Source organism: Mesorhizobium sp. 128a, assembly GCF_053848025.1.
The window spans coordinates 48299-73918 of sequence record NZ_JBSPKY010000005.1; the positions used below are offsets into that span (position 1 = coordinate 48299).

General features: G+C 63.2%; 26 protein-coding genes. 9 read left to right on the forward strand and 17 right to left on the reverse strand.

Annotation, left to right across the window (positions count from 1 at the left end; translation table 11 throughout):
* Positions 1–62: 62 nt before the first annotated feature.
* Together ACWTU9_RS11010 and chpT are read right to left on the reverse strand one after the other, a co-directional pair.
* Positions 63–431: a response regulator transcription factor gene (locus ACWTU9_RS11010; RefSeq protein ID WP_454585698.1), complete on the reverse strand. Its 369-nt coding sequence runs from the start codon at positions 429–431 to the stop codon at positions 63–65.
* A gap of 261 nt (positions 432–692) precedes the next feature.
* On the reverse strand, positions 693–1322 hold the full coding sequence (chpT, locus tag ACWTU9_RS11015) for a histidine phosphotransferase ChpT (RefSeq protein ID WP_455858316.1): 630 nt from the start codon (positions 1320–1322) through the stop codon (positions 693–695).
* A gap of 392 nt (positions 1323–1714) precedes the next feature.
* Here chpT and ACWTU9_RS11020 point away from each other — a divergent pair, with 392 nt between their 5' ends.
* Positions 1715–2251: a DUF1134 domain-containing protein gene (locus tag ACWTU9_RS11020; RefSeq protein ID WP_235984549.1), complete on the forward strand. Its 537-nt coding sequence runs from the start codon at positions 1715–1717 to the stop codon at positions 2249–2251.
* A gap of 155 nt (positions 2252–2406) precedes the next feature.
* Positions 2407–3561 carry a hypothetical protein gene (locus ACWTU9_RS11025; protein WP_455858317.1) on the forward strand — a complete coding sequence of 385 codons (1155 nt, stop codon included), beginning with the start codon at positions 2407–2409 and terminating at the stop codon, positions 3559–3561.
* Positions 3562–3596: 35 nt separating this feature from the next.
* Here ACWTU9_RS11025 and ACWTU9_RS11030 read toward each other — a convergent pair whose 3' ends face one another.
* From ACWTU9_RS11030 to ACWTU9_RS11055, 6 genes are all read right to left on the reverse strand, one after another.
* Positions 3597–4400 carry a TrmH family RNA methyltransferase gene (locus tag ACWTU9_RS11030; RefSeq protein ID WP_455858318.1) on the reverse strand — a complete coding sequence of 268 codons (804 nt, stop codon included), beginning with the start codon at positions 4398–4400 and terminating at the stop codon, positions 3597–3599.
* Between the two features lie 57 nt (positions 4401–4457).
* Positions 4458–4796: an ArsR/SmtB family transcription factor gene (locus tag ACWTU9_RS11035; protein WP_454577211.1), complete on the reverse strand. Its 339-nt coding sequence runs from the start codon at positions 4794–4796 to the stop codon at positions 4458–4460.
* A 158-nt stretch (positions 4797–4954) separates the two neighbouring features.
* Positions 4955–5725 (reverse strand): HugZ family pyridoxamine 5'-phosphate oxidase, encoded by a 771-nt coding sequence (locus ACWTU9_RS11040; RefSeq protein ID WP_455858319.1) that lies wholly within the window; start codon positions 5723–5725, stop codon positions 4955–4957.
* Positions 5726–5760: 35 nt separating this feature from the next.
* The gene (locus ACWTU9_RS11045; RefSeq protein WP_455858320.1) at positions 5761–6933 is read right to left on the reverse strand and encodes a CaiB/BaiF CoA transferase family protein; all 1173 of its coding nucleotides are present in this window, start codon (positions 6931–6933) and stop codon (positions 5761–5763) included.
* 6 nt (positions 6934–6939) lie between these two features.
* The gene (locus tag ACWTU9_RS11050; RefSeq protein WP_455858321.1) at positions 6940–7701 is read right to left on the reverse strand and encodes a 3-hydroxyacyl-CoA dehydrogenase; all 762 of its coding nucleotides are present in this window, start codon (positions 7699–7701) and stop codon (positions 6940–6942) included.
* 96 nt (positions 7702–7797) lie between these two features.
* Positions 7798–8334 carry a GNAT family N-acetyltransferase gene (locus ACWTU9_RS11055; protein ID WP_454577214.1) on the reverse strand — a complete coding sequence of 179 codons (537 nt, stop codon included), beginning with the start codon at positions 8332–8334 and terminating at the stop codon, positions 7798–7800.
* A gap of 273 nt (positions 8335–8607) precedes the next feature.
* Between ACWTU9_RS11055 and ACWTU9_RS11060 the strand changes: the two genes are divergently transcribed.
* Complete coding sequence (locus tag ACWTU9_RS11060; protein WP_455858322.1) at positions 8608–9594, forward strand: glutathione S-transferase family protein; 987 nt, start codon at positions 8608–8610, stop codon at positions 9592–9594.
* A 17-nt stretch (positions 9595–9611) separates the two neighbouring features.
* On the opposite strand, the gene ACWTU9_RS11065 is transcribed toward ACWTU9_RS11060, so the two are convergent.
* Positions 9612–10112: an NUDIX domain-containing protein gene (locus ACWTU9_RS11065; protein ID WP_455858501.1), complete on the reverse strand. Its 501-nt coding sequence runs from the start codon at positions 10110–10112 to the stop codon at positions 9612–9614.
* Between the two features lie 71 nt (positions 10113–10183).
* Here ACWTU9_RS11065 and ACWTU9_RS11070 point away from each other — a divergent pair, with 71 nt between their 5' ends.
* Positions 10184–11119: a metallophosphoesterase family protein gene (locus ACWTU9_RS11070; protein WP_455858502.1), complete on the forward strand. Its 936-nt coding sequence runs from the start codon at positions 10184–10186 to the stop codon at positions 11117–11119.
* On the opposite strand, the gene ACWTU9_RS11075 is transcribed toward ACWTU9_RS11070, so the two are convergent.
* From ACWTU9_RS11075 to leuA, 5 genes are all read right to left on the reverse strand, one after another.
* The gene (locus ACWTU9_RS11075) at positions 11109–11726 is read right to left on the reverse strand and encodes a hypothetical protein (protein ID WP_455858323.1); all 618 of its coding nucleotides are present in this window, start codon (positions 11724–11726) and stop codon (positions 11109–11111) included. The two genes, ACWTU9_RS11070 and ACWTU9_RS11075, sit on opposite strands and share 11 nt — an antisense overlap.
* Positions 11727–11807: 81 nt before the next feature.
* Positions 11808–12611, reverse strand: coding sequence for an alpha/beta fold hydrolase (locus ACWTU9_RS11080; protein ID WP_455858324.1), 804 nt, complete (start codon positions 12609–12611; stop codon positions 11808–11810).
* Between the two features lie 106 nt (positions 12612–12717).
* Positions 12718–12930, reverse strand: a complete 213-nt coding sequence (locus ACWTU9_RS11085) for a hypothetical protein (protein WP_455858325.1) — start codon at positions 12928–12930, stop codon at positions 12718–12720.
* Complete coding sequence (locus ACWTU9_RS11090; protein ID WP_455858326.1) at positions 12927–14474, reverse strand: tetratricopeptide repeat protein; 1548 nt, start codon at positions 14472–14474, stop codon at positions 12927–12929. Before ACWTU9_RS11090 ends, ACWTU9_RS11085 begins: the two co-directional genes overlap by 4 nt.
* 193 nt (positions 14475–14667) lie before the next feature.
* On the reverse strand, positions 14668–16407 hold the full coding sequence (leuA, locus tag ACWTU9_RS11095; RefSeq protein WP_455858327.1) for a 2-isopropylmalate synthase: 1740 nt from the start codon (positions 16405–16407) through the stop codon (positions 14668–14670).
* Positions 16408–16826: 419 nt separating this feature from the next.
* Between leuA and ACWTU9_RS11100 the strand changes: the two genes are divergently transcribed.
* From ACWTU9_RS11100 to ACWTU9_RS11110, 3 genes are read left to right on the forward strand one after another with little or no spacing between them, the layout of a single operon-like run.
* Entirely contained in the window at positions 16827–17990 is a 1164-nt protein-coding gene (locus ACWTU9_RS11100; RefSeq protein ID WP_455858328.1) for an ATP-grasp domain-containing protein, read from the forward strand.
* 5 nt (positions 17991–17995) lie between these two features.
* The gene (locus ACWTU9_RS11105) at positions 17996–18772 is read left to right on the forward strand and encodes an esterase family protein (RefSeq protein ID WP_455858503.1); all 777 of its coding nucleotides are present in this window, start codon (positions 17996–17998) and stop codon (positions 18770–18772) included.
* Positions 18772–19086 (forward strand): nuclear transport factor 2 family protein, encoded by a 315-nt coding sequence (locus ACWTU9_RS11110; RefSeq protein WP_455858329.1) that lies wholly within the window; start codon positions 18772–18774, stop codon positions 19084–19086. The genes ACWTU9_RS11105 and ACWTU9_RS11110 overlap by 1 nt, the downstream gene beginning before the upstream one ends.
* A 5-nt stretch (positions 19087–19091) precedes the next feature.
* On the opposite strand, the gene ACWTU9_RS11115 is transcribed toward ACWTU9_RS11110, so the two are convergent.
* A complete protein-coding gene (locus ACWTU9_RS11115) occupies positions 19092–20627 on the reverse strand; it encodes an MFS transporter (RefSeq protein WP_455858330.1) in 1536 nt (511 codons plus the stop codon).
* A 148-nt stretch (positions 20628–20775) separates the two neighbouring features.
* On the opposite strand from ACWTU9_RS11115, the gene ACWTU9_RS11120 reads away from it, so the two are divergent.
* Positions 20776–21672, forward strand: a complete 897-nt coding sequence (locus ACWTU9_RS11120; RefSeq protein ID WP_455858331.1) for a LysR family transcriptional regulator — start codon at positions 20776–20778, stop codon at positions 21670–21672.
* 170 nt (positions 21673–21842) lie between these two features.
* On the opposite strand, the gene ACWTU9_RS11125 is transcribed toward ACWTU9_RS11120, so the two are convergent.
* Both ACWTU9_RS11125 and ACWTU9_RS11130 read right to left on the reverse strand, forming a co-directional pair.
* Positions 21843–22742: a proline iminopeptidase-family hydrolase gene (locus ACWTU9_RS11125; protein ID WP_455858332.1), complete on the reverse strand. Its 900-nt coding sequence runs from the start codon at positions 22740–22742 to the stop codon at positions 21843–21845.
* Positions 22743–22852: 110 nt separating this feature from the next.
* Complete coding sequence (locus tag ACWTU9_RS11130) at positions 22853–23677, reverse strand: helix-turn-helix transcriptional regulator (RefSeq protein WP_454585680.1); 825 nt, start codon at positions 23675–23677, stop codon at positions 22853–22855.
* Between the two features lie 221 nt (positions 23678–23898).
* On the opposite strand from ACWTU9_RS11130, the gene ACWTU9_RS11135 reads away from it, so the two are divergent.
* On the forward strand, positions 23899–25572 hold the full coding sequence (locus ACWTU9_RS11135; protein WP_455858333.1) for an ABC transporter substrate-binding protein: 1674 nt from the start codon (positions 23899–23901) through the stop codon (positions 25570–25572).
* Positions 25573–25620: the final 48 nt, after the last annotated feature.

Here is a 25620-nt window from a genome sequence, read left to right on the forward strand (position 1 = left end):
ATGCAAAAAACCCGGCTCAGGCCGGGTTTTTTGCTGTCCCTTCCGTTCGAGTATGACCCGAATCAGGCGGCGATCTTCAGAGTACGAAAGCGCTCGAGAAGTTGCGGCCGGTTGAACGGCTTCAGGAGATAGCCTTGGGCGCCGGCGCGCTTTGCCTTCATGATCGAGGCAACGTCGACCTCCACCAGCGAAATCAGGATCTGCGGCTTGATCGCGCTTTCCATGGCGCGGACCTGGCGGATGACATCGACCGCCTGCATGTCGGGCAGGGCGCCGTCGACGACAATCACATCGGGCATTTCGGCAGCGCACATCTCTACCGCGTCAAGTCCGGTGGCCGCTTCGATCACCACCATGTCGGAGCCGCCAAGAATTCGTTTTGCGACCTTCCTGATCACACTTGAATCGTCGACAAACATGCAGCGCTTCATTTCCGGGTCCTCTTTGCCTTGGGGCGAACCGGCGGCATCCGGGGTTATCGAGATGCACCTTAGACCGATCTGGTAAAGAAGCCGAAAAGCCGTTAGGTAAAGTTTTTGCAAAAATGCCGTTTGCGTGCGGTCCCCAGCGGACGCGTCACCGACGATGAAACTTGGCTGTTCTGAATTTCGGCCAAAGCCGCAAATATCAGTGGCGAAAGATATTTGATTTGTTCTTGGCCGCCGGCCGAGCCGGCAAACGGCTTCGGGTCGTCAGACCGCGGACAGCACGATCTCTTCGGCTGTCGCGTGGATCGAGATCGTCATATTGGCCTCACGCGCAAGGAGCAGCGTGTAATAGGGCTGGACCGAATGGGCGTCGATCGGCTCCTCGGGCTTGTTGCCGGAATGCAGTTCGAGGAATTTCGGCGGCACGCGCAGCATCGGGCCGCTTGCCGCAAGCGCAAAGCGCGGCTCTGTATCGAGGTTTTCCAGCGTAACCACCAGCTTGCCGCCGCGCGGGATGGCTGCGTTGGCGACGAGCAGCAAATTGAGCAGCAGCTTGACCTTGTTTTTCGGCAGCAGGGCGCGAACCCCGTTCCAGATCAGTTCCGGCTTCTCGTTCTTCAGGAAAGCGATCGCGACGGACTCGGCATCGCCGGTGTCGATCATCATGCCGGCCGAACCGGCGGCGCCGAAAGCGATGCGGGCGAATTGCAGGCGGGCCGAAGCGTTTCTGGCGCTCTGGCGAATCAGTTTCATGGCGTCTTCGTCGGCGCCGCCTTCGTCGAGGAGCTCAAGGCCGTTGTTGATGGCCCCAACCGGCGAAATGATGTCGTGGCAGACTCGGCTGCACAACAAGGCTGCGAGATCGGGTGCGGAGAGAGAGAAAAGCTCGGCCATCGGCGAAAATCCCTGCTAAAAATTCACATCCTGGTGGCCACGGGGCCTACCGCCGCGCCTCACCCCACCCGAATCACGCTTTTTCCCCAGCGCTTCTGAATACACAGCGCCCGAGCGTGCAGCAACAAATCCACAATTTTCGTTAGCAAAAATGGCGTGTTTGCACAGGATGGGAGCCCGCACAGACGGTCAGACAGCCTTCGAACCGCCATGTTCATGTGGAAGGTTAATGGTTGAAAAAGGATTACGGCATAGTTTGCCCGTAACAGTCATCCTTAACGGCCGCCTAAAGAGCCGTACGGGGTACGAGGCGTCGGCGAAAGTGCTCCCTGACGGAGATTGGAAGCATGGTTTCCCGATTCTACGACCGGACCGTTGTCCGTGTCCTCTTCATGGCGATTGCCCTCATGGGCGCTCTCGCCTTCTCAACCTCTGCGTCGCGGGCGCAGGAATACACCGCTCAGGAGATCGTCGATTCTGGCCACAAGTTCTTCGGCGCGACGTCGGGCGGTCTGGCCACCGTCGTCGAGAAGATTTTTGCCTCCTACGGCCTGCCCAATGGCTATTTGCTCGGCGAAGAGGGTTCTGGCGCGGTGATCGGCGGCCTGACCTATGGCGAGGGCACGCTCTACACCAAGAATGCCGGCGACCATAAGGTGTTCTGGCAAGGTCCGTCGCTCGGCTGGGATTTCGGTGGCGAGGGATCGCGGGTGATGATGCTCGTCTACAATCTCGACGACGTCAGCAATCTCTACAACCGGTTCGGCGGCGTCGCCGGTTCTGCCTATGTCGTGGCAGGCGTCGGATTTAACGTGCTGCAGAACAACAGGGTACTGCTGGTGCCGATCCGCACCGGCGTCGGCGCGCGGCTTGGCGTCAATCTCGGCTATCTGAAGCTGACGCAGCGGCCGACCTGGAATCCCTTCTGAGCGATTCCGACCACAGTTCGACCCGATCAACAGGTTCTGACCCGATCAAGCTGCGGCATACTCTTGCCGCAGCGCTGGATTTGCGTCATGCGAACGTGGCAAAGTCCAGACTTGGCGGTTGCCGGATAGCGGCCCGCCCGTAACGGGTAGTCACCTTGGTTCAGTCGATCCTGTTCTTCGCCCTCGGCTTTCTGTGCGCCGGCTTTCTGGCGCTGCTGGTTGCGCCGGCCATCTGGCGGCGGGCGGTCGCGCTGACGCGCAAGCGTGTTGAGGCGTCGGTGCCGCGAACGCTGGCCGAGATCCAGGCCGACAAGGACAGCTTGCGCGCCGAGTTCGCCATGACGACACGCCGGCTCGAAATCAGCGTCAAGACGCTGCGCGAGCAGGTGAATGAGCAACTCGTCGAGATCAGTCGCGGGCACGAGGCGCTGAAAGGCCTGGCGGTCGAGCGCAAGGACAAGAAGCAGGCGCTTTCGGAGCTCGGAGAGAAAAACGAACTGCTCCTGCATCGCGAGCAGCAGATACAGCAGCTGATGGACAAGCTCGTACAAGCCGAGCGCATGATGGAAAAGCGCGCGCTCGAGCTGGAAAAGCTCGAGCAAATGTATGACGACGCCTCCTTCTCCTCCAGCAACAGGCAGATCGAACTCGTGGCACGCGAATCCGAGCTGGAAAAGCTTGCCAACGACATTGCGGTGCTGCGCGGCCAGCGCAAGGAGGCCGACAAGCGCCATCAGGAAGTCGTCGCCGAGGGCAAGGCCACGCGCGACGCGCTGAAGGCCGAGAAGAAAAGAACCACCGATCTCGAGAAGAAGCTCGAGCGCCTGCTCGCCACGCTTGCCGATCGCGAGGACAAGCTCGATCGCCGCGAAAAGGAACTGGCCCGGCTTCGCGAACGGTTGAAGGGCGAGGCCACGGGAGGCGCTGCGACCGCCGTTGGTCCGGTCGCTGCCCAGGACAATGCCCCATCCAGGGATGATGACATCGACAAAGTGCTGGCCAAGCTCGAAGGCGATCGCGAGCGCCTGGAAGCCAGGCTGACGACGCTGGCCCGTGAGAACAAGCGGCTGAAGACGGAGCTTGGCGGTTCCGAAACCGCGAGAAATGGCGACGACAGGCGCAGCGCCGGTGATGCGTTGCGCGAACAGATGAACACCCTGGCGGCAGAGGTCGTCAGTTTGACGGCCAAGCTCGAAGGGCCGGATTCGCCGATTGCCAAGGCGCTGGCGGCGCCACAGGAAACGCGATCGGGCAGCACCAGCCTCGCCGATCGCGTCCGGGCGCTGCAGAGGGCGGGTTCGGCGGGCTGAGCTTCGGGTAGCCGGCTTTCGAAAATCCTGGGCGACTACGACTTGCCAGTCGAAAAATGATGCAACGCGATGGCTGAGGCCGCAGCGACATTCAGGCTGTCGAACCCTTCAGACATCGCGATCCGCACCGTGCGTAGCCGGTGAAGCAGGCTCTCGGGCAGGCCTTCGCCTTCGGTGCCGAGATAGAGCGCCAGTCGTTTCGGCCTCGCGGCATCGCGGATGTCAGCCTCACCGCGCGGCGACAAAGCGACCTGGCCGAAGCCCAGCTCGTCGAGCTTCGCGATGAAAGTTTCAGTGTCGCCGAAGGACGCAAAGGGGACCTTCAGCGCGGCGCCGACTGAGACGCGGATCGCCTTGCGATACAGCGGATCGCAACAGGTCGCGTCGATAAACACGGCATCGGCGCCGAAGGCGGCGGCGTTGCGGAAGATCGATCCCATATTGTCATGGTTGGCGATGCCGACGAGCACCACGATCAACGCTTGCGCAGGCAACGTCTCCAGCAAGGCCTCGGCGGCCTGCGGCACGCCTTTGCTGCCGATCGCCAATATGCCGCGGTGGATGTGGAAGCCGGCGATCCTGTCCATGATGTCGCTTGCCGCAACATAAACCGGCAAGTCCGCAGGGGCCTTGCGCAGAATGTCGTCGAGCCCGGCCAGCCGGTTTTCGAGAACCAGGATCGACTCCGCGGCAAAGCGTCCGGTCGACAGCAGGACGTCCAGCACTACCTTGCCTTCGGCGAGGAACCGGCCATGGCGGCCGGTTAGATCGCGCTCGCGGATGTCAAGATAGGCGGCGACCCGCGGATCATGCGCGTCGTCGATCTGGATCGGATCCATCAATACCTCGGCCGGCGAAAAATCGTCAGCGAGGTAAGGAGCGATCGAAGCCGCAGGTCAAGTCCCGGCGCGGCGCAGACGCGTTGCCATCTGGGACAAGTCGCCTATCCCGAAAACGCCGTCCAGCATGCGCAACAGCTCGCGCACGGCTTCCGACTTGCAGGAATAGTAGATCATCTGCCGGTCGCGGCGGGTCTCGACAAGATCGAGCGCCCTGAGCTTGGCCAGATGCTGCGACAAAGCGGACTGACTGAGCACCACCTTTTCGGCGATGGCACCGACCGACATCTCACCGTCGGCCAGATAGCTCATGATCAAAAGCCGCTTTTCGTTGCCCATAAGGGTCAGAAATGTCGCCGCCGATTCGGCATTGGCGATTAGTTTGGTCGAGACCATGCCCCATGTTTCCCTGCTCATCCGAACGCTATGGGGGCAAATAGCGTTAGGTGCTATAATTCAGCGATGGATCGCGCTGCTGATTCAGCGTCGTATGAATCGTAGATCATTTCGCCCAAATCTCAAGACATGCTTTTGATTCATGACGATTATCCTTGCTAACCCTGCGTAGCCGGCGCTCGTCCGGCCTTGGCCATGTCGACAAGGACGGGCCGCAGGTCGCGCGCGGTCTTCAATGGTTGCGGAAAATAGACCCGGCAAACGGCGTCGCCCAATGCCAGGTCCATGCCGTCGGCGTCGAAGCCGGTCATGGTCCAGCCATCCCCTTCGGCCTTGGCGAAATGATGCGCATAGACGGCGATCGCATCGAGATGGTCGGCATTCATGTGGTCGAGGGCGGACTGTTCGCTGGCCGCCAGCTCGTCGACGATCGACCCATCGGTGACGAGATCGGCACGGTCGAGCAGATAGGCCTTGCCGAAGCCGCCATTCAGGCTGGCGCGCTCAGGCTCGAGGCGGAAGATCGAGAAATCGCCGAGCCCGGAATAGAGCTTTGCCTTGGGATTGCGGTTGAGATAGCGCCGCTCGGCGCGGGCATGCGCGCTCGAGCCGCGCTCAAGCGGCCGGGCCCGGCAAACAAGCGTTATCCTGGGGTGCGCCAGCGGATCGCCCTTGCCGGGTTCGCCGACAAGCAGCGAGCAGCGCGGCTCGGCAAGGATCGCGCCGGTGTGGGCGGAGAGCGCCGAGACCAGGATCAGCGGCGCGCCGTCGGTGTCGGTGGCGACCCCCACCCTGGAGGCCAGCGGCGAACCGGTTTTGGGCTCGATCACCGCCAGGGCGCCGAAACGAGCGCTGCGGATCAAGGTGCCAGCCAGCCTGACCGCCTCGGCGTCCGTCGCGCGAATGACCTCCTTCTTCGGCTCGTCCAAGATCTCACCGGGTTAAGTTGATTTTCTTCATCCAGTTATTGGCCAATCAGACCGGATTTGACAAGCGCTTTGATCTCATCGGCCGAAAAGCCGAACCGCGCCAGCACGATTTGCGGCCGCTGGTCATCATTGTCCGGCATGGTGGCAAGCGCCGGCTGTGAGGCCGAGAAGCGCGGCGCAGGCGCCGGGCGCTCAAGCGCGCCTGTCTTCACAAATGCGTGACGGGCGCTGATGTGTGGATGATCCCTGGCTTCGGTCAATGACAGGACCGGCGCGACGCAAGCGTCGCTTGCGGCAAACAGTGCATCCCAGTCGTCGCGTGTCTTCTGCCGGAAGCGGTCGGCAATGGCGGCGCGCATTTGGGGCCATGACGCCCTGTCGTACTGGCTGCGGACAAAATGCTCGCCGAGCGGCAGCAGGCCGGCAAATTCGGCGAAGAAGCGCGGCTCCAGGCACCCGACCGCGACATGACGTTGGTCCGCCGTCTCATAGGTGTCGTAGAAGGGCACGCCGGAATCGAGCAGGTTGGCGCCGCGCCGGTCGTTCCACAGACCGGCCGCCATGAAGGCGTGTATGGGCGCCGCCAGCATCGAAGCGCCTTCGACCATCGCCGCGTCCACCACCTGGCCTTTGCCGGAGCGCGAACGCTCAAACAGCGCGGCGAGCACGCCGGCGATCAGCATCATGGCGCCGCCGCCATTGTCGGCGATCAGGTTCAGCGGCGGAACCGGCCGCCCTTCCTCCCGGCCGATGGCATGCAGCACACCGGAATAGGCGAGGTAGGTGATGTCGTGGCCGGCGCGGCCTGCGAGCGGCCCGTCCTGGCCGAAGCCGGTCATTCGGCCGTAGATCAGCGCCGGGTTGCGCGCCAATGCGGCATCCGGGCCGAGACCTAGCCGCTCCATGACCCCGGGACGAAAACCCTCGACCAGCAGATCGGCTTTCTCGAGGAGACGCAGCACCAGTTCGATCCCCGATGATTGCTTGAGGTCGAGGCGCAGGATGGAGCGGCCGTGGCGGTCGAGATTGTGCTCATCGGAGAGCGGCAGCAGGGGTTGGTCCGAACCCGAACGCTCGACGCGGAGCACCTCGGCGCCCATTTCCGACAGCATCAGCCCGGCCAACGGCACCGGCCCGAGCCCGGCCATCTCGATGATTTTGAGGCCGGCAAGGGGGCCGGTCTTCACCACCGCTGCGCCGGCCACCATGGCCGTCTATTTCGGCGCCATGCGGATCGCCCCGTCGAGGCGGATGGTTTCGCCGTTGAGCATCTGGTTTTCAATGATATGCAGGGCGAGCGCCGCATATTCGGACGGCTCGCCGAGACGAGACGGGAAGGGCACGGCAGCGCCAAGCGAATCCTGCACCTCCTGCGGCATACCGGCCATCATCGGCGTCTTGAAGATGCCGGGTGCGATGGTGCAGACGCGAATGCCGGAACGCGCGAGATCGCGGGCGACCGGCAGCGTCATGCCAACGACGCCGCCCTTGGAGGCGGCGTAGGCGGCCTGGCCGATCTGGCCGTCATAGGCGGCCACCGATGCCGTATTGACGATGACGCCGCGCTCGCCGCCCTGCAGCGGCTCGAGTTTGGCGGCGCGGTCGGCGACGAGGCGGATCATGTTGAAGGTACCGATCAGATTGATCTCGATCACCTTGCGATACTGGTCGAGCGGGTGCGGACCGTCCTTGCCGATGGTTTTCACGCCGATGGCGATGCCGGCGCAGTTGACCAGGATGCGCGCCGGCCCAAGCCTTTTTTCCACTTCGGCGACCGCGGCCGCACCGCTTTCGGCGCTGCTGACGTCACACTGGATGGCGGTGCCGCCAATGTCGCCCGCCACCTTCGCCGCCCGGTCGACGCCGATATCGAAAATGGCGACGCGGGCGCCCTTGTCGGCCAGCGCGCGGGCGGTTGCCTCGCCGAGGCCGGAGCCGCCACCGGTTACGATCGCAATCTGGCTGTTCGGATTCATGCCGCGTCCTCCGTGCTGTTCCTGATCATGCTACGGAGGTCGCCGGCATGGTGCAACCTGACCAGTTCAACCGAGGGGCCTCGATCGGCCGGGCGATCAGGCCATCACCGGCGCGGGCTCGGCAATCCTGGCGACGCTGGCATGGCAGACCTCACCGGAGAGCCGCACGACCGCGCCAGGCACGATTTCGTGCGACAGCAGCCGGTCGAGGTCGACCGGGCGCGGCATGGAGATCTGGCCGCGCGGGATCTTCCTGAAGCCGAGCGGGCCGTAATAGGGCTCGTCGCCGACCAGGATCACCGCCGGCGCGCCGGCCTTGGCGGCCGCCTCCAGCGCGATCGCCACCAGCCGGCGGCCGATGCCGAGATTCTTGAAGGCGGGCCGCACGGCAAGCGGCCCGAGCATCAGCGCGCGGCCGGCGCCGGCCGCAATGCGGGTCATGCGCACCGATGCAACGACGATGTCGCCATCGACGGCGACAAAGGACAGCGCGCGCTCATGGCCGCCGGCCTCGCGAATCTTGTAGGCGGCCAGCACAAAGCGGCCGGGGCCGAAGGCTTCGTCGTTGATGGCTTCGATTTCGGGGTCGTGCGCCGGGGTTTCCGGCAGGTATTTCACGTCGGCAAGGCTCATGGTCTTCGCGGTCCGATATACGAGGAAGGTTGCTGCAAGCGGCAGCGTTCGCCAGTCAGCGCTTTCTAAGCGCGGGCGCCCTTTCGTCGTCGGTCAAACCATATCGAGGCAAAGTCGAACATGCGAAGTGTCCGCTAGCATCAATTTCCGGCGGCTGCAATCGGCTGTTTTCATAAGCCGTTCCGGGCGAGTGACGCTCTGTTCAGCAGATAACGTCTTCGACATTGCCGCCTTCCGCCTACATTGGCGAAAACGCACGCAAGGAGATTTCGCATGGGATTGCTGGTCGAAGGCAAATGGCAGGACCGCCCAGCCAAGGTCGATAGCGGCGGCAGGTTCATCCGCGCCGAGGCGCAATGGCGTGACTGGATCACGCGCGACGGCATGCCGGCGCAAGGCCGCAGGCGCGGTTTCAAGGCCGAACCCGGCCGCTATCATCTTTATGTCTCGCTCGCCTGTCCGTGGGCGCATCGCACGCTGATCTTTCGCGCGCTGAAGAAGCTCGAAGACATCATCTCGGTTTCGGTCGTGCATCATTTCCTCGGCGCCGACGGCTGGACTTTTCTGGCTGAGGACGGGGCCACCGGCGACACGCTCTACGGCCTCGATTTCCTGCATCAGATCTACACCAAGGCCGATCCCGCCTATTCCGGCCGGGTGTCGGTGCCGGTGCTGTGGGACAAAAAGCAAGAGACCATCGTCTCCAACGAATCCGCCGAGATCATCCGCATGCTCAATTCCGCCTTCGACGAATGGGGCGATGCCAGCGTCGATTTCTACCCGCCGGCGCTGCGCGGCGAGATCGACAAGGTCAATGCGCTGGTCTATCCGGCCATCAACAATGGCGTCTACCGGGCCGGCTTTGCCACCACGCAAGTGGCCTATGAGGAAGCGTTTGGAGAGCTGTTCTCGGCACTCGACACGCTGGAGGCGAGGCTGTCAAACCAACGCTATCTCACCGGCGGCCGTATCACCGAGGCGGATTGGCGGCTGTTCACGACGCTGGTGCGTTTCGACCCGGTCTACGTCGGCCATTTCAAATGCAATCTGCGCCGCGTCGCCGACTACCCCAACCTGTCGAACTATCTGCGCGATCTCTACCAGGTGCCCGGCGTCGCCGGCACGGTCAACCTGCACCACATCAAGACGCATTATTACGGCAGCCACGAGAGCATCAACCCGACGCACATCGTGCCGGTCGGGCCGGAACTCGATTATGCCGCGCCGCATGACCGGGCGCGGTTCAGGAAGGCGGCGTGAGCATCGGAACTGATAGGCTACCAGTACGGCGATACCGGTTCGCCCCCGAAAGCCTCGGCGATCCGCCGTAGCGTCGCCGGCGTCGTGCCTTGGGGCAAACGGTCGAGCGGGAAGAAGCTGGCTTCGGCGATCTCGTGGTCCGGCAGTTTCGGCGCCGTCTGGCTGAAGCTTTCGATGAGATAGAGGCCGACATGGTCGCGGCGGCTGGCGCGGCGGTTGAAATGCATCGATGTCAGCACCGGTGGGGCTGTCAGCACGATGTTACCTTCCTCTGCCAGTTCGCGCGTCAGCGCCTCGACCAACGTCTCGCCGACCTCGACACCGCCGCCCGGCAATTGCCAGCCGGGAACATAGGTATGGCGGATGAGGAAGACGGAATTCGAAGCGTGGTCGTGGATCAAGCCGCGCACGCCGAGCGTCATTGGCCGCCGCAGCAGGAAATAGAGATGGAACAGCCTTGCCCTGAGGCCGGGCCAGCCAGTCTGGCGAAAGGCCTGCGCCGGGTCCGATGTCGCCATCATCGGCGAAACTGTAAGCGGACAGGAAACAGTGAGTGGAAAGCGGGGGGCGCGTCGCCTATGAAGGAAGGATGTTCAGGCTCGCGCATATTTCCGATGTCCATCTGGGGCCGCTTCCCGGTGTAACCTATCGCGAACTCGCGTCCAAGCGCGTGGTCGGCTACGTCAACTGGCAGCGCAACCGCCGCCGCCATATGCATGATGCCGTCATTGACACCATTGTGGCAGACATGAAGGCGAGCGGTCCCGACCACCTCGCCGTCACTGGCGATCTGGTCAATCTGGCGCTCGACGGCGAGATCGAGATGGCCAAGCACTGGCTGGAGACGCTGGGCCCTCCGGAGGATGTCTCGGTGGTGCCGGGCAATCACGACGCCTATGTGCCGGGCGCCTTCGACAAGGTCTGCCGCTCCTGGGCGGCGTGGATGAGCGGCGACGACGTCACTGCGCCGATCGACCGCAACACATTTCCCTATCTGCGCGTGCGCGGCAACGTCGCGCTGATCGGCGTCTCGACGGCGCGCGCCACAGCACCCTTCATGGCCAACGGCTTCTTCCTCGAAGGCCAGGCGCAAAGGCTGGCCTCGGTGCTCGACGACACGGCCAAACGCGGGCTGTTGCGGGCGATCATGATCCATCATCCGCCGGTGCGCGGCGCCGTCACCCAACAAAAGCGCCTGTTCGGCATCTCGCGCTTCCACAAGACCGTTCACCGGCATGGCGCCGAGCTGGTGCTGCATGGCCATTCGCACCTGCCGTCGCTGTTCTTCATCGGCGGACGCGGCACCAGGATTCCGGTTGTCGGCGTCGCCGCTGCCGGCCAGTCGCCAGGCAGCAAGAACCCGGCGGCGCAGTACAATCTGCTCGATATCGACGGCGAAAAGGGCAACTGGCGGATCCGGCTGACGCGGCGTGGCCTGACGGGGCCTGCGACGCCGCCGTCGGACCTGCAGGTGGTGGAACTCGGCGTCGATGCCGAAGCATCGAAATCGCTGATCAGAAGCTGATCTTCATCGCCATCAGGCGATCCCAGAACAGCGCGGCCGCCACCGCGAGGCCGACCAGCGCGCCGGCGGCGATCACGCCGAGGCCGGACAGGAAGGTCGACCAGCGGTTGCCGGGCGCGGTTGCTTGCAAGGGTGGTTCGGCTTCCCGGACGGCAGCGCGGTTCAGGCCGGCGACGGCGGGCTCGACCCCGCCTTCCATCATGCGCTGGCGCTCGACGATGCGCTCCGCCACATAGCGCGTGACCTGATCGGCAACCGGTTTCATATCGGTCGATTCGGCAAGCACCACGCGGCCGATCCGGGTATCCCTGAGGAAGCGGTAGGTGCGACGGTCGCGCCCCATGGCAACATGGCTGACGGCGTCGATCCACAGCCTCGGCTGCAGGCCCGACGAAACAACGAAGTCGAAATTGTCCATATCAGCGGGCACGTCGGCAAAGACCGGGGCAAGTTCGGCGGCAAGCAGATCCAGCCGCATGCGATGCGCATCGCGCATGTCGACAACGATATCGTCGCGATCGGCAAAGGCGTTCTTTACGTCGCGAATGGCATCGGACAGTTTGCGCGACGGGGTTAAAGAGGTGAATTGCTCGTCTGAGTCCTTCATTATCCCTCGCTAATATGATTAATAGCGAGTTAACACAGCCGCCGGCAAAATGCACTGGCGAGATGCCGGAGCCAGTGAGGTTCAGCTCGCCGCGGCGCCGAATGTCGGACGCACACGCCTGCCGCGGCGTGCCATGTTCCGGCGCACGGCCTGGGCGACCACCTCAGGCACTTCTTCGACCAGCATATGGCCGGCATCGAGCACGTGATGGATATGAAAATGCGCCGGCAGGCCATCAGCATGGGTAACGGGCAGCACCGGATCGTCCGTTCCCCAAACGACCATCACCGGCATGTCGAGTGTGTCGAGCTGTTCGCGGGGGATGACGCCCTGACACTCGTCCCTGATCATGCCGGCGGCGATCTCGATCAGCTTGCGCAGCTGTCCGGGGCGACGGCGTACTTCGGCCAGGACGCCAACGATGCGTTCGGGCGGCGGACTTTGCGGCCCCGACATCGCGGCAAGGCAGGCGCGGATTTCCCGTGTGTCGGCCGCCGCGGCGTAGCGGCGCAACAGCGGTCCGTTGATCTCCGGGCCAACACCGCCCGGCGCCAGAAGCGTCAGCGAGGCTATTGTCTCGGGCTCGGCCAATGCCATCAGGGCAGCTATTGCACCACCCATCGAATGACCGGTGACATGCACCCGTCCTATCCCGCGCTCGGCCAGATCGGCGAGAACCGCTCGCGCCGCCGTCTTGGCCGGACCGCCGCCGGGGAAATCGAGCGACAGTCCGTGTCCCGGAAGATCGTAGGCCAGTGTTCTGATCCCGGGCGGCAGCGTCGCGGTCACCTCGCGCCAGATGTCATGGCAACCGCCGAAGCCATGCAGCAGGACGACCGTCTTCGGCCCTGCGCCCCGCTCGGCAACATAGAGGGATGAGACCATGAAAAATGTATGATTGTTGCTAGGTAGGTAGGACAGGAAATGCTGGATTGGGGTTGGATTGCTCCCAGTCCAGACCGATGGCCAGTAAAATTTTCGCGATCCGATATCAGCTGGCGTTGCCGAGGCCCGCGGCGTGCAACGCCTCGACCAGCCGGTCTGTCAGATCGCCGGGATATTTCCGTTCGGCGAAAGCCGCACGCGGGTCAGCGGCGAATTTCGGGAATTTGGTGTTCAACTCATCCAGAAGCTTGGCCGCGAGCTGCTCGCGGCCGGCCGCCTTGGCGCCGATCAGCCGCGCCGCCAGATAATGCGATTTCATCGCCGTCGTGCGCAGCGACTCGCCTTGTTCATGTCGCCCAGCATGAATTGTCCGGCGAAGAGACCGTAATCCCACCATGTCGGATGGCCACTGAACGTCTCGACGGCATGAGCCAGGATCGGTGTTCCCTCGGCATAATTGCCGGCAAAGATCAGACCATAGCCGTAAGCGGCAGCCATGCTGAGGTCGTATGGGTTGAGCTGATAAGCCTTGCGCATCCAGCGGATTGCTTCCTCGGTGTTGCCAAGGCGCGAGTAAAGGTAGCCGTACGCGCGGTGCGCATAGGGGCTGGTCGGCCCCATCTGGATGGCGCGATGGGCAAAAGACATCGCCTGTTCGACCGTCGCGCCAGGCGGATAGGCGTAGTGATCGGTCGCAGCCTCGAGATGGAGCGATGCCAGTTCCGAATAGACGAGCGACGATTTCGCACCCTGGCTGGCAAGGCTTTCCAGACAGCGATAGGCGGCCTCGTGTGTCTTGGTGCTCTGGTCGAGATAGTATCTGTCGTTGAGGATCAGGCAGCTCGTCAGACCGGTCTGGACGCCGTTCTGTTCGATGTAGCCGTAGAGCGGGCCGGAGGCGGGAATGGTCGAGCTGAGGATGGCAGCGATCCGATCCTCGACGGCGCCAGGTGCGCTGTCGGCCGCCGTCAGATTGCGGGACAAAAGCACACGGCCGGTCGCCACGCTCTGCAGTTCGAGCGTCACGTCACCTGCCATCGGCCCCGGCAAAACATCGAAAACGAAGCTGGTCGGGTCGGTGCTTGGATCGCGCTTGCTGTCGGCGTCGCGGCCGATGAAGTCGATGGTGTCGAAACCGGCAAGACCGGCGCGCAGCGAGGCGGCGACGCGGCCGGCCTCGGGGCCGGTGGCCTTCGCGGCGATGTAGACGAGGGGCAGCGCCTCCATCGTCGGCGATGCGATGCTGCTCGTTGCGCCCGCGGTCTCGACCGCCGCCGCCGGATCGCTGCCGGCAAGCAGTGCGCCGCTACCCTGGCGCAGGATGAGCACGCCCAGCATGAGGATGACCAGCGTCATGGCGACCCAGAAGAACTGGAGGTGGCGGGCTAGTGAAGGCCCCGGCTCTGTGATCGCCGAGGCCGTCGTTGGGAGCGCGGCACGAGAGGCCTGGTCAGGCGACCCGGGCAAGGCGGCTACCGCCTGCGCCAGCGCCACCGGCTCGTGCCCAACCGGCAGGCGTATGGCGTTGAGTTCATAGGACGGCACGTAGCCACCGCGCGGAATGGCAATGCGGACCGGTTCGGCTACGCCTTCATTGGCGAAATAATGCTGGAGGAGTTCGCGCAGCCGGCCTGCCTGCACCCGGACCACGGCATCGGTCGACGAATCGAAATCGCCGTCCTTGCCGAAGACGTCCATGGCGATGGAGAAACCCTTGAGCCTGTCGGCTTCGCCGGCTTGCTCGCGCTCCACAAGATAGCGCAACAACTTGCGTGCGCGCTCGGAACGTCCGAACGTTTCGCTGGCGAGTAGTCGCTCCAGTGTCTCGCGCACTGCGGGGGCGGCAGGCGTGGCATGCTGCAAGTGTCGATCCTCTCGAAGTCGGCACAGGTTGAGGCGCAATCATATAGAGCCTGCACTTCCATACAAGCTTGCTTATGTTATGCGATCGCGTACCGCACCGGATAATTGCTGATGGTTAACACGAGAAAACCGGTATTTCCCCCGGCAAATGGGGGATTTCCGGGCGCCGCGGATACAGCGCCCGGCGGGAAAATCAGCCAGCCTTGCGCCCGATGATACGGTTGGCAGCCGAAACAACGGCTTCCAGAGAGGCGGCGACAATGTTGGTATTGATGCCGGCGCCGAACAGCTTGCCGCCGGGATATTCCATCTCGACATAGGAGATCGCCGAGGCGTTCGAACCGCGCTGGAGCGAATGCTCGGAATAATCAAGCACCGACATGTCGACGCCGACATGGCGCGACAGCGCATCGACGAAGCCGTCGATCGGGCCGGTGCCGGAGCCGGTAATGGTCGTCTCCTTGCCGTTGTCGAGGATCAGCGCCTCCACCACGCGCCGGCCCTTCACCTCGGTGTCGGGATAGGTATGGTGGTCGAGGAATTTGAGCCGTGCGTCAGGCTGGTCGACATAGGTCTCGAGGAAACGATCATGGATGCGCTTTGCCGGCACTTCCTTGCCTTCCGCGTCGGTGATCGCCTGGATCTCCTGGCTGAACTCGATCTGCAGGTTGCGCGGCAGATTGAGGCCGTAATCGGCCTGCAGCACATAGGCGATGCCGCCTTTGCCTGACTGCGAGTTGATGCGGATGATCGCCTCGTAGCTGCGCCCGACATCGGCCGGATCGATCGGCAGATAGGGCACTTCCCATACCGGCGTGTTGGCCTTCTTCAGCGCCTTCATGCCCTTGTTGATGGCGTCCTGGTGCGAGCCGGAAAAGGCCGTGTAGACCAGTTCGCCGACATAAGGATGGCGCTCGGGGATCTTCAGCTGGTTGGAATATTCGTAGACGTCCTTCATCCGGTTGATGTCGGAGCAATCAAGATGGGGATCGACGCCTTGGGTGTACATGTTGAGCGCCAGGGTGACGATGTCGACATTGCCGGTGCGCTCGCCATTGCCGAACAGCGTGCCTTCGACGCGGTCCGCACCCGCCATCAGGCCGAGCTCGGTGGTGGCGATGCCGGTGCCGCGATCATTGTGCGGGTGCAGCGAAATCAACAGGTTCTCGCGGTTGTCGAGGTTGCGGCACATCCATTCGATGCGATCGGCGTAGATGTTGGGCGTCGACATCTCGACCGTCGAGGGCAGGTTGATGATCAGCTTGTTGTCGGGCGTCGGCCTCACGATCTCGGTGACGGCGTTGCAGATCTCCAGCGCGACTTCGAGTTCGGTGCCGGTAAAGCTTTCCGGCGAGTATTCGAAGCGGTAGCCGCCGCCGGCCCTGTCCGCCATGTCGGTGATCATCTTGGCCGCGTCGGTGGCGATGCGCTTGATGCCGCCGACGTCTTTCTCGAAGACGACGCGGCGCTGCAACTCACTGGTCGAATTGTAGAAATGAACAATCGGATTGGTGGCGCCCTTCAGCGCTTCGAAGGTGCGGGTGATGAGTTCGGGACGGCACTGCACCAGCACCTGCAGCGAGACATCGGCCGGCACATTGCCTTGTTCGATGCACCAACGGGCGAAATCGAAGTCGGTCTGCGAGGCCGAGGGGAAGCCGATCTCGATCTCCTTGAAGCCCATGTCGAGCAGCAGCGCGAACATGCGCGCCTTGCGCTCATGGCCCATCGGATCGATCAGCGCCTGGTTGCCGTCGCGCAAATCGACCGAGCACCAGATCGGCGCCTTGTCGATGACCTTGTTGGGCCATGTGCGGTCGGTGAGGCCGACGGTCGGATAGGGTTGGTATTTGCGGGCGGCGTCCGCCATGTGGCCGGCCGCGCGTTTTGCGCTTTCGGCTTCGCCGGATCGGATTTCTTCTCGTGCGTTCATCGTCGTTTCTCCCGGCGGCTCACGGATCGGTCTTCGGACGGATTGGTGGCGAGCGGCGCCTTACCAGATTTTCGTTCGCTTGATGTGAATTGCCAATTTTTAAACTGGCCAAGGAGCGTGCGCGTAAGCGGCGGTTCGACCGCCGGGCGCTCCTTCAGCGAACCCGGCGATCGCCGATAAGGCCGAGAAGAAGCAGGGTCGATGCCAGCGCGCGCACGGTCTCGCCGGCAAAACCGGCCGGACGGGAAGCGACGGAGGTGTGGCGCGTGTTCATGGCGGGTTTCTTACAGGAGCCGCCATGGACAGGCAAGTGGGCTGCGGTTTCGACCGCTTCCGAGCGGTCTTCCCCATGCGCGGCAAATGCGCCAAACTTGTGTGTAGCCGAGGTCGCAATGCTTCGCTGTCGAGAGGGGGCATCCATGAATTTCGTTTTCTTCTCTCCGCATTTTCCCGCCAACGGCGCCGATTTCTGCGACCGGCTGAAGAAGGCCGGCGCCACGGTGCTGGGCATTGGTGACGCGCCCTTCGATGCGCTGGACGGAAAGCTGAAGGCGGCACTGTCGGAATATTTCCGCATTGCCGACATGGAGGATTACGATCCGGTGTTCCGGGCGATGGGCCATTTCATCCACAAATGGGGCCGCATCGACCGCTTCGAGTCGCTCAACGAGCACTGGCTGGAGCTCGAGGCCAACATCCGCACCGACTTCAACATCTACGGCACCAAGCTCGATTTCGTGAAGAATCTGAAGCGCAAGAGCCGCATGCGCGCCTTCTTCCGCAAGAGCGGCGTCGATACAATAGCGCAGCGCAAATGCTCCGATCGGGCAGGCGCCATGACCTTCATCCGCCGCGTCGGCTATCCAGTGGTGGTGAAGCCCGATTCCGGGTCCGGTGCCTCGAACACCTTCAAGATTTCCAACGCCAAAGAGCTCGACCAGTTCTTCCGGGACAAGCCCGAGGATGTGACCTTCGTCATGGAGCAATTCATCGAAGGACTGGTGGTGACCTATGACGGGCTGGTCAACCGTGACGGCGAGGTGGTGCTTGCGGCCAGCCACCGCTACGACCAGAGCGTCATGGAGGTGGTCAACAAGGACCGCCACATGAGCTACACCTGCTTTCCCAGGATCAGTCCAGCGGTGGAGGAGGCAGGCAGGAAAATCCTGAAGGCGTTCGACGTGCGCGAGCGCTTCTTCCACATCGAGCTGTTCGAAACCAAGGACCGCGTCATCGCGCTGGAGGTCAATATGCGCCCGCCGGGCGCCTGGATGACCGATGCGATCAACTACACATTCGACATCGATGTCTATGCGGCGTGGGCCGACATGGTGGTGAAGGATGCCTCGGGCGGACCCTATGAGGGCAAGTATTTCACCGCCTATGCCAGCCGCAAGCAGCACCTCCACTATTTGCACAGCCATGAGGACGTGCTAGCCGCGCATCGCGACAAGATCGTCCACCATTCGCCGATAGAAAAGGTTTTCAGCCGCGCCATGGGAAATTACGCCTACCAGATGCGCTCGAAGGACGAGAGAGCGCTGCGCGAGGCCGTCGCCTACATCCACGCGGAAAAGGCGTGAACGCGATGGACATTTCCTATCACAAGCATTTCGCCCGCAATCTTGGCCGCGACATGGAATACAAGCGCTACGGCCATGCCGGCCGGCCGGTGGTGGTGTTTCCGACCTCGCAGGGGCGGTTCTATCAGTTCGAGGATTCCGGCGGGGTGGGTGCGCTCTCCGAATTCATCGACACCGGCCGTATCCAGCTGTTCGCGGTCGACGGCATAGATTCGGAATCCTTCTTCAACAAGCACGCCGACGCTGCCCACCGCATCGGTCGCCACGAGGCCTATTTCCGCTATGTCCGCGAGGAGGCGCTGCCGGAGTTTCTGGCCACCGCCGAGCAAGCCAATGGCGGGCGCAAATTGAAGCCGCTGTTCACCGGCTGCTCGATGGGCGGCTACCATTCCTCGAATTTCGTCTTTCGTTTTCCCGAACTCGCCAGCGGCGTCATCGCGCTGTCGGGCGTCTATTCGGCGCGCGACTTCTTCGGCAAGGCGCTGGAAGGCGACATCTTCTACAACTCGCCGCTCGACTATCTGCCCGGCATCGTCGATCCGAAACTGCTTGCCCGGCTGAAGGCGCTCAGGCTGATCTTCTGTTGCGGGCAGGGCGCCTGGGAAGAGCGGATGCTGGTCGAGACGCGCAAGCTGGAACAGATCCTGCGCGACAAATCGATTCCCGCCTGGGTCGACTATTGGGGTGGCGACGTCAGCCATGACTGGCCGTGGTGGCACAAGCAACTGGTCTATTTCTTCGGCCGCTGGCTGGATGAGGATCTGATGCATAGATTGGATTGATGACGACACCGGAACCCATCCGTCGTTTTGTCGAAGCCACCAATGAAGGCGACACCGAAGCCTTTCTTGGGACCTTTGCCGACGACGCATCCTTGAGCGACTGGGGCAACTCGTTCAGAGGCCGCGAAGAGATCGCGCGCTGGAACCAGTCGGACAACATTGGCGTGAAGTCCAATCTGCGCATCGTCCGCATCGCGGCGGTGGACGGCAACTGGCGCGTCCGCATCGCCGTCAAAGGCGAGGGCTTCAACGGCGAGGGGGACATGGTCTTCACGCTGGATGGCGACCGTATAGCGAGCCTCGTCATCAGCTGAGTCGCCTATCCTTCCTGGCATACCGGCAGCGGAACGGTTTCGTGCTCTACCGTCGATCCGCGGCGCAGGCCGAGGAAGACAACAAGGGCAGTGACGATGGTGATTGCCGCCAGCACAATCAGCAGCCTGTCGAAGGCCGTCTCGTAGGCCCGGATCAGTGTCGTGGCTCCGGCTCCCGGCAAGCGGGCTGCCGCTTCGCCGACATTGCCGGTCACCAGCAGCTGCGCGGCGGCGGTTGCACTGAGGGAAGACGCGGTTCCCTGGGCCGCCAGTTGCGCTGTCGTGAAACCCGACAGGACAGCCATGACGATGGCCAGCGCCACGCCCTCGCAAGCGACGCGGGTGGTGTTGAAGATGCCGACTGCCATGCCGGCACGCTCCTTCGGCACGACGCTGACGGCAAGCCCGTCCATCAGTCCCCAGGGCAGGGCGATGCCGACGCCGACCAGCATAAGCGGCGGCACCAGCGCGATGGCGACCGGCGGTGTCAGGCTCAGCCAGACAAGGCCGGCAGCGGCAATCAGCAGGCCCACGCCGCAGATCGTCGCCGGCGCGATCCAGCGTGCGAGTTGACCGGCGAGCAGAGGCAGGATCAGCAACGGTCCCGACAGGCATATCATCAATTGCCCGGCCTTGATCTCGCTCATCCCTTCGATGCCGATGAAGCGGATCGGCAACAGAAGGAGAAGGACGACGAAGCCATAGGCTGGTGCCGCCGCGAGGAACTGCACGCCGACGAAGCGGGGAAAGCGGAACAGCGAGAGATCGAGCATCGGTCGGCGCACGCGCCGCTCGACGATGACGAAGGCGGTAAAGAAGAGAGCAGCCATGGCAAGCAGTCCGATGACGAGCGGATCGGTCCAGCCGCTCTGCGGCGCCTGCAATACGCCATAGGTCAGCGATGCCAGCGCGATCGTGAAGGTGCCGGCTCCCGGCCAGTCGAGGCCGGTCGCATCCGGGTCGCGCGTCTCCTTGATGGTGCGAAGGCCGAGTAGAGCGGATGCTGCCGCAAGCGCTGTGACCAGAAGGAAGATCGACCGCCAGCCGAAGGCATCGATCAGCAGGCCCGACGCGATCGGTCCGAAGGCGAGGCCGATGCCGAAACTGGTGCCGAGGAAGGAGAAGGCGCGCAGCCGCAATTGCCCCTCGAATTCCTGGGCAAGCGCCGAGGCGCCGCCAGCGAAGGCAGCGGCACTGCCCAGCCCTTGCGCGGCCCGAAGTGTGTCGAACCAGACGATGTCAGGCGCCAGCATCGCGCCCAGCGTGGCCAGGACATAAAGGCCGAGGCCAACTATGAACATCCGCTTGCGACCGTGACTGTCGGCTAGCGCGCCTAGCGCCATCAGGGTGGCGCCGAAGGTCAGCATGAAGGCGTTCGTCACCCAGTTGAGTGTGATCGGGCTGCCGCCGAGATCGGCCGCGATGCGCGAAAGTGCGACGGCCGGGCCGGTGAAGGTCAAGGGCATGGTCATGGCGGCAAGGCATACCGACAGCAGGACGAGCCATGGCGCGGCGGCGCCGTTTTTGGTCTTGGAAGTCATGGGTTTTCCTATCTGAAGCAGGATCCGCCGGCCTGCCGCTGGGAGCGCGGCGCCGGTCGTGAGGAGAAGATAGGCCGACGACATTTGCAGAAAAATAGTATTTAATCTCCATATATATCGGACTAAAACGCTCGAATGGAGAAATGCGATGGAACGCCTCAACAGCCTTCAGGCCTTTGCCCGCACGGCCGAGTTCGGCAGCTTCATCGCTGCCGGCCGAACGCTCGGCATCTCGGCATCGGCCGTCGGCAAGAGCGTCGCCAGGCTCGAGCAGGACCTCGGCGTGCGGCTGCTACAGCGCAGCACGCGCCGTGTCGGGCTGACCGAGGAGGGCAAGCTGTTCAATGAGCGGGTGCGGCGTATCCTCGACGACATCGACGATGCCGAAGCCATGCTGTCGCGAACGCGAGAAACGCCGCATGGGCGGCTGCGCGTTTCGACGCCGATCGTGACCTATCACCTGCTGTTGCCGGTGCTGTCGGAGTTCATGGCGCGCTATCCCGAAATCGAACTCGACATCGACTTCAACGACCGCATCGTCGACCTCATCGACGAAGGCGTCGACATCGCGATCCGCAGCGGCGAGCTGCCGGATTCCCGTCTCGTGGCGCGGCCGCTTGCGCCCTTCCGGCTGCTGTTGTGCGCGGCACCTTCCTATATCGAGCAGCACGGCAGCCCGAGCGGGCCGGACGATCTCGCAAACCATTACGGCATACGCTTCCGGTTCCCCAACAGCGGCAAGCTGCAGGGCTGGCCCTTCATCGGCGGCAGTGTTGAGCCGCAGGTCCGCTCGATGCTGACCTGCAACAATACGGAGGCGTTGAAGGGCGCTACCATAGCGGGACTTGGCATCAGCTCGATGCCCGATTTCCTGGTCCGCGAGGCGCTGCGCGACGGCAAGCTGCTGACTGTTCTCGATGACCATGTCGACGGCCGCGGCCAGTTCCGCTTGCTGTGGCCGTCCAACCGCCATTTGTCGCCGAAGGTTCGTGCGTTCGTCGATTTCCTCCCCGACCGGCTTGCCGCGACGCTGAGCGGCTCGTAGTCCTTCAACAAATATGACTTCTCGTGCGCCAGGAATGGGCCTGCCGCGGCCGCCATCCGGTCGCCGCCTATCGGCGCCGCGACGCTGACGGCGATGATGAAGGCGGCGAGCGGGGCGCGAAGGATGACGAGGGCGGCGAGGATTAGGGCAGCGCTGTTGATGCGGAAGGGTCAATCATGGCGAGCCAGGAATGCCTCGGTGACGGCCATGCAATCCTGCCGTTCCTCGACATGCGGCATGTGGCTCGAGTGCGGGAAGACATGGCCTTCGACCGTCGGTATATGGTCGAGGAAGGGCTGCACGCAGGCCGGCGTGGCTTCATCGTAGAAGCCGCGAAAGGCCAACGTCGGCGCTTCGATCAGCGGCAAGCGGTCGATGATCGTCCAGTCGCGCATGGTGCCGACGACATGGAACTCGTTGGGGCCGTTCATGGTGTGATAGACTGTCGGGTCGGCGTCGATGGCGGCGAAAGTGCGCGCCACCTCGAGCGGCCAGGGCACGACGCGGCAGACATGCCGGTCATAGAACGCCCGGGTCGCCGCGAGGTAATCGGGATGATCCGTCGTGCCATCCGCTTCGTGGCGATCGAGCGCCTGTTGCACCGATGCCGGCAGCTCCGCGCGTAGCTGCCCCGCACCTTCGACCCACAGCTTCATCGAGGCAAGCGAGTTGGCGAGCACCAGCGCCTTGAGGCCTGCCGGCCGCCGCACCGCATGTTCGGCGGCGAGCATGCCGCCCCATGATTGTCCAAGCAGCGCGTAGCGATGCTCGATGCCGAGATGGGCAAGCAACGCATCCAGTTCGCCGAGGAAGAAATCGACCGTCCAGAAGTCGCCGCCCTTGTCGGGCAGGTGGGTGGATCGACCGTTGCCGATCTGGTCATAGTGGATCACCGCCCGGCCGAAGCCTGCGATGTCCTTGAAGCTGTCGACATAGTCATGGGTGCAGCCGGGACCACCATGCGCAACGACCAGCGGCAGCCTGGCCGAGCCCAAGTCTCCGGTCACGCGGTACCAGGTCCTGTATGGCCCATAGGCGCTGAAACCTTCTGCTTCTGCAAGACCGCTCATCGTAACCTCCGCCTGGCTCTCTCAATGGAAACCGCCGATCGGCGGTCTGCGTCATTGCTCGCGGCAAAGGGTACAGAGGCGGACGGGCAGGCGACCAGCTAGCAATAACATTAGTTTTGATGGTGCTGTCGCGCCAGGTTTTGGCCCTGGCTGATCGGTGCGAGCAGCCGGTAATGGGCCGCGAGCGCGATGGCGTGGAAGCGGTTGCGGGCGCCGAGCTTGCGGCTGGCGGCGTTGAGATGCAGCGTCGCCGTCGGCACGCTGCGGCAAATCTCATGGGCGATCTGCTTGGCTGTCAATCCGCATGCCGCCATGCTCAGACACTGGCGCTCCCGGGATGTCAGGTGGAAATACTGGCTTGTCCTCGTGCGCTGGTCGAAGCCGGCATAGACACTGTCGTGGAACAGGTGGCCGAGGTCGCCAATGCCGGGCAACATGGCGTGCGCCTCGGTTTCGAAATCCGGTTCGGGGTCAAGGCGGATGGCGGTGAAAGTGGCGAGGTCGCCGCCGTCGAAGCGGATCGGGACCGTCACGCCGCAAGTCATCTTGGTGTCCATGAGGTAGGTCACCACCGGATCGTGCTTGCGCTGCAGGATGCGCCGCATGACCGGGCTCTGAGACCCCTTGTGCGACCACAGGAACGGCCGCGACACCGCAAGCGCCGCCTCCTGCACCGGATCGAGCTGATAGTAGCCGCTCTTGCACCAGAGGTCCTGCATGTCGGACGGCACATTGGCGAGTGCCATCAGCGACGGTGTGATCAGCTCGCCGTCATGGCTGACCGGGACCGGCGTATAGTCGTAGATCAGCGAGGTGAAGCCGGCCGGCGCAAGCACGCGCATCGCTGCCGCCATCGCAGCATCGATGCTCATCCCGGTGTGAAATTCACCTTCGAAATCGCCGGACAGGCCCTGCATGAACAAAAGCTTACTCACCCGCCAATGTTTGTCAAACAGGCATCTTCGCCAAATGCCCAACAAATGAGCAGGATGCGACCGCAGCCTGTTGCTTTCGATGGTTCGGAGGTCCAAAACTATCTTAATTCACAGCTATCCGGCCGGCTTTCGCGCGCCATAGGCTGTGAGCAATGGGTCACGATCCCCCGACGCCCGCCATTTGGCGTTCGTCCCCCGCTTTCCCCAAGAGGAGCAAGACGATGCGATCCCGGAAGGTTTTCAGCGCAATGATGGCCGGTGTCGGCCTGGCCGGCCTCATGCTGATGGCGCCCATGGCAGGAGAGGCGGCACAAGAAGGCAAGGTCGGCGGAACGCTCAAGCTGCTCGCCAATGCGGCGGCCGGCACGATCGACCCGCACATCAACTACACGCTGCAATATTTCCAGATCAATTACATCGTCTATGACGGGTTGGTGACCTTCCGCAAGACCGGTGACAAGACTGGCTTCGAAGTGGTCGCGGACCTCGCCGAAAGCCTGCCTAAGCCGGAGGACGGCGGCAAGAAATACGTCTTTGCCCTGCGCAAGGGCATCAAGTTCTCCGATGGATCGGATCTGACGACGGCCGATGTCGTGGCGTCGTTCCAGCGCATGTTCAAGATCAGCGGTCCGACCACGGGCACGCTCTACAACGGCATCGTCGGCGCCGACAAATGCCTCAAGACGCCGGCGACCTGCACGCTTGAAGGCGGCGTCGTGGCCGACGAGGCGGCAAGCACCGTGACCTTCAATCTGGTGGCGCCAGATCCCGACTTCCTGCAGAAGATCTCGATCCCGCATGCGGCAATCCTGCCAGCCGAGGCACCGCTCAAGGATTCAGGCACCGTGCCCATTCCCGGCACGGGGCCCTACATGATCGCCAGCTACGATCCCAACAGTCTGCTCAAGATGGTGCGCAATCCGAACTTCAAGGAATGGAGCAAGGAAGCGCAGCCGGCCGGTTACCCCGACGAGATCGACTATGGCTTCGGGCTCACCGACGAGGCTGCGATCACCGCTGTGGAGAACGGCCAGGCTGACTGGATGTTCGATCCGCCGCCGGCGGACCGGCTCGCGGAACTGGGCACCAAATACGCCAAGCAGGTGTCCGTGCATCCGCTGACAGCGATGTGGTACGCGCCGATGAACACCAATCTGGCGCCGTTCAACGATATCCGCGTGCGCCAGGCCGTCAATTACGCCATCGACCGCTCGGCAATCGTCAAGCTGTTCGGCGGCAGCAACCTGGCGCAGCCGTCCTGCCAGATCCTGCCGCCTGATTTCCCGTCCTACGTGCCCTATTGCCCGTTCACCGCCAATCCCGGCGCAAAATGGTCTGCGCCTGACCTGGAGAAGGCCAAGGCCCTGGTCGCCGCTTCCGGCACCGCTGGCCAGGAGGTGACGATCATCACCGAAGACACCGAAGTGTCGAAATCGATCGGCGTCTATCTGCAGGACGTGCTCAACGGACTGGGCTTCAAGACCTCGGTCAAGCCGATCTCGCAGAATCTGCAGTTCACCTACATCCAGAACACCAACAACAAGGTGCAGATTTCGATCTCGCAATGGTTCCAGGACTATCCTGCGCCCTCCGACTTCCTGCAGGTGCTGTTCAGCTGTGCCTCGTTCACCCCTGGCTCGGACGCCTCGGTCAACATTTCCGGCTTCTGCGACAAGGCAGTCGACCAGAAGATGGCGGAAGCCCAGGCCGCCACGGTCACCGATCCGGCCAAGGGGGCGGAGCTGTGGACGGCCGTTGACAAAGCGGTCACCGACGCGGCGCCCGTGGCCGTGCTGTTCACGCCCAAGCGCGTCGACCTGGTCTCGCCGCGGTTGAAGAATTTCGTCTTCAGCCCGCAATTCTACTGGATCATGAGCCAGTCCTGGGTTGAGTGATCCGACACATTCGATCCGCGGCGGAGGATGTCTCATCCCCGCCGCGAT

Bases quoted from the DNA above. Each gene is read 5' to 3' on its own strand.
- ACWTU9_RS11055 (WP_454577214.1), bottom strand. From the start codon at position 8,334: ATGAGCCTTGCCGACGTGAAATACCTGCCGGAAACCCCGGCGCACGAC.
- ACWTU9_RS11070 (WP_455858502.1), top strand. From the start codon at position 10,184: ATGTTCAGGCTCGCGCATATTTCCGATGTCCATCTGGGGCCGCTTCCC.
- ACWTU9_RS11085 (WP_455858325.1), bottom strand. From the start codon at position 12,930: ATGAAATCGCATTATCTGGCGGCGCGGCTGATCGGCGCCAAGGCGGCC.
- ACWTU9_RS11020 (WP_235984549.1), top strand. From the start codon at position 1,715: ATGGCGATTGCCCTCATGGGCGCTCTCGCCTTCTCAACCTCTGCGTCG.
- ACWTU9_RS11110 (WP_455858329.1), top strand. From the start codon at position 18,772: ATGACGACACCGGAACCCATCCGTCGTTTTGTCGAAGCCACCAATGAA.
- ACWTU9_RS11060 (WP_455858322.1), top strand. From the start codon at position 8,608: ATGGGATTGCTGGTCGAAGGCAAATGGCAGGACCGCCCAGCCAAGGTC.
- ACWTU9_RS11135 (WP_455858333.1), top strand. From the start codon at position 23,899: ATGCGATCCCGGAAGGTTTTCAGCGCAATGATGGCCGGTGTCGGCCTG.
- ACWTU9_RS11045 (WP_455858320.1), bottom strand. From the start codon at position 6,933: ATGGTGGCCGGCGCAGCGGTGGTGAAGACCGGCCCCCTTGCCGGCCTC.
- ACWTU9_RS11010 (WP_454585698.1), bottom strand. From the start codon at position 431: ATGAAGCGCTGCATGTTTGTCGACGATTCAAGTGTGATCAGGAAGGTC.
- ACWTU9_RS11035 (WP_454577211.1), bottom strand. From the start codon at position 4,796: ATGGTCTCGACCAAACTAATCGCCAATGCCGAATCGGCGGCGACATTT.
- ACWTU9_RS11115 (WP_455858330.1), bottom strand. From the start codon at position 20,627: ATGACTTCCAAGACCAAAAACGGCGCCGCCGCGCCATGGCTCGTCCTG.
- ACWTU9_RS11080 (WP_455858324.1), bottom strand. From the start codon at position 12,611: ATGGTCTCATCCCTCTATGTTGCCGAGCGGGGCGCAGGGCCGAAGACG.
- ACWTU9_RS11050 (WP_455858321.1), bottom strand. From the start codon at position 7,701: ATGAATCCGAACAGCCAGATTGCGATCGTAACCGGTGGCGGCTCCGGC.
- ACWTU9_RS11100 (WP_455858328.1), top strand. From the start codon at position 16,827: ATGAATTTCGTTTTCTTCTCTCCGCATTTTCCCGCCAACGGCGCCGAT.
- ACWTU9_RS11105 (WP_455858503.1), top strand. From the start codon at position 17,996: ATGGACATTTCCTATCACAAGCATTTCGCCCGCAATCTTGGCCGCGAC.
- ACWTU9_RS11125 (WP_455858332.1), bottom strand. From the start codon at position 22,742: ATGAGCGGTCTTGCAGAAGCAGAAGGTTTCAGCGCCTATGGGCCATAC.
- chpT (WP_455858316.1), bottom strand. From the start codon at position 1,322: ATGGCCGAGCTTTTCTCTCTCTCCGCACCCGATCTCGCAGCCTTGTTG.
- ACWTU9_RS11030 (WP_455858318.1), bottom strand. From the start codon at position 4,400: ATGGATCCGATCCAGATCGACGACGCGCATGATCCGCGGGTCGCCGCC.
- ACWTU9_RS11120 (WP_455858331.1), top strand. From the start codon at position 20,776: ATGGAACGCCTCAACAGCCTTCAGGCCTTTGCCCGCACGGCCGAGTTC.
- ACWTU9_RS11075 (WP_455858323.1), bottom strand. From the start codon at position 11,726: ATGAAGGACTCAGACGAGCAATTCACCTCTTTAACCCCGTCGCGCAAA.
- ACWTU9_RS11065 (WP_455858501.1), bottom strand. From the start codon at position 10,112: ATGGCGACATCGGACCCGGCGCAGGCCTTTCGCCAGACTGGCTGGCCC.
- leuA (WP_455858327.1), bottom strand. From the start codon at position 16,407: ATGAACGCACGAGAAGAAATCCGATCCGGCGAAGCCGAAAGCGCAAAA.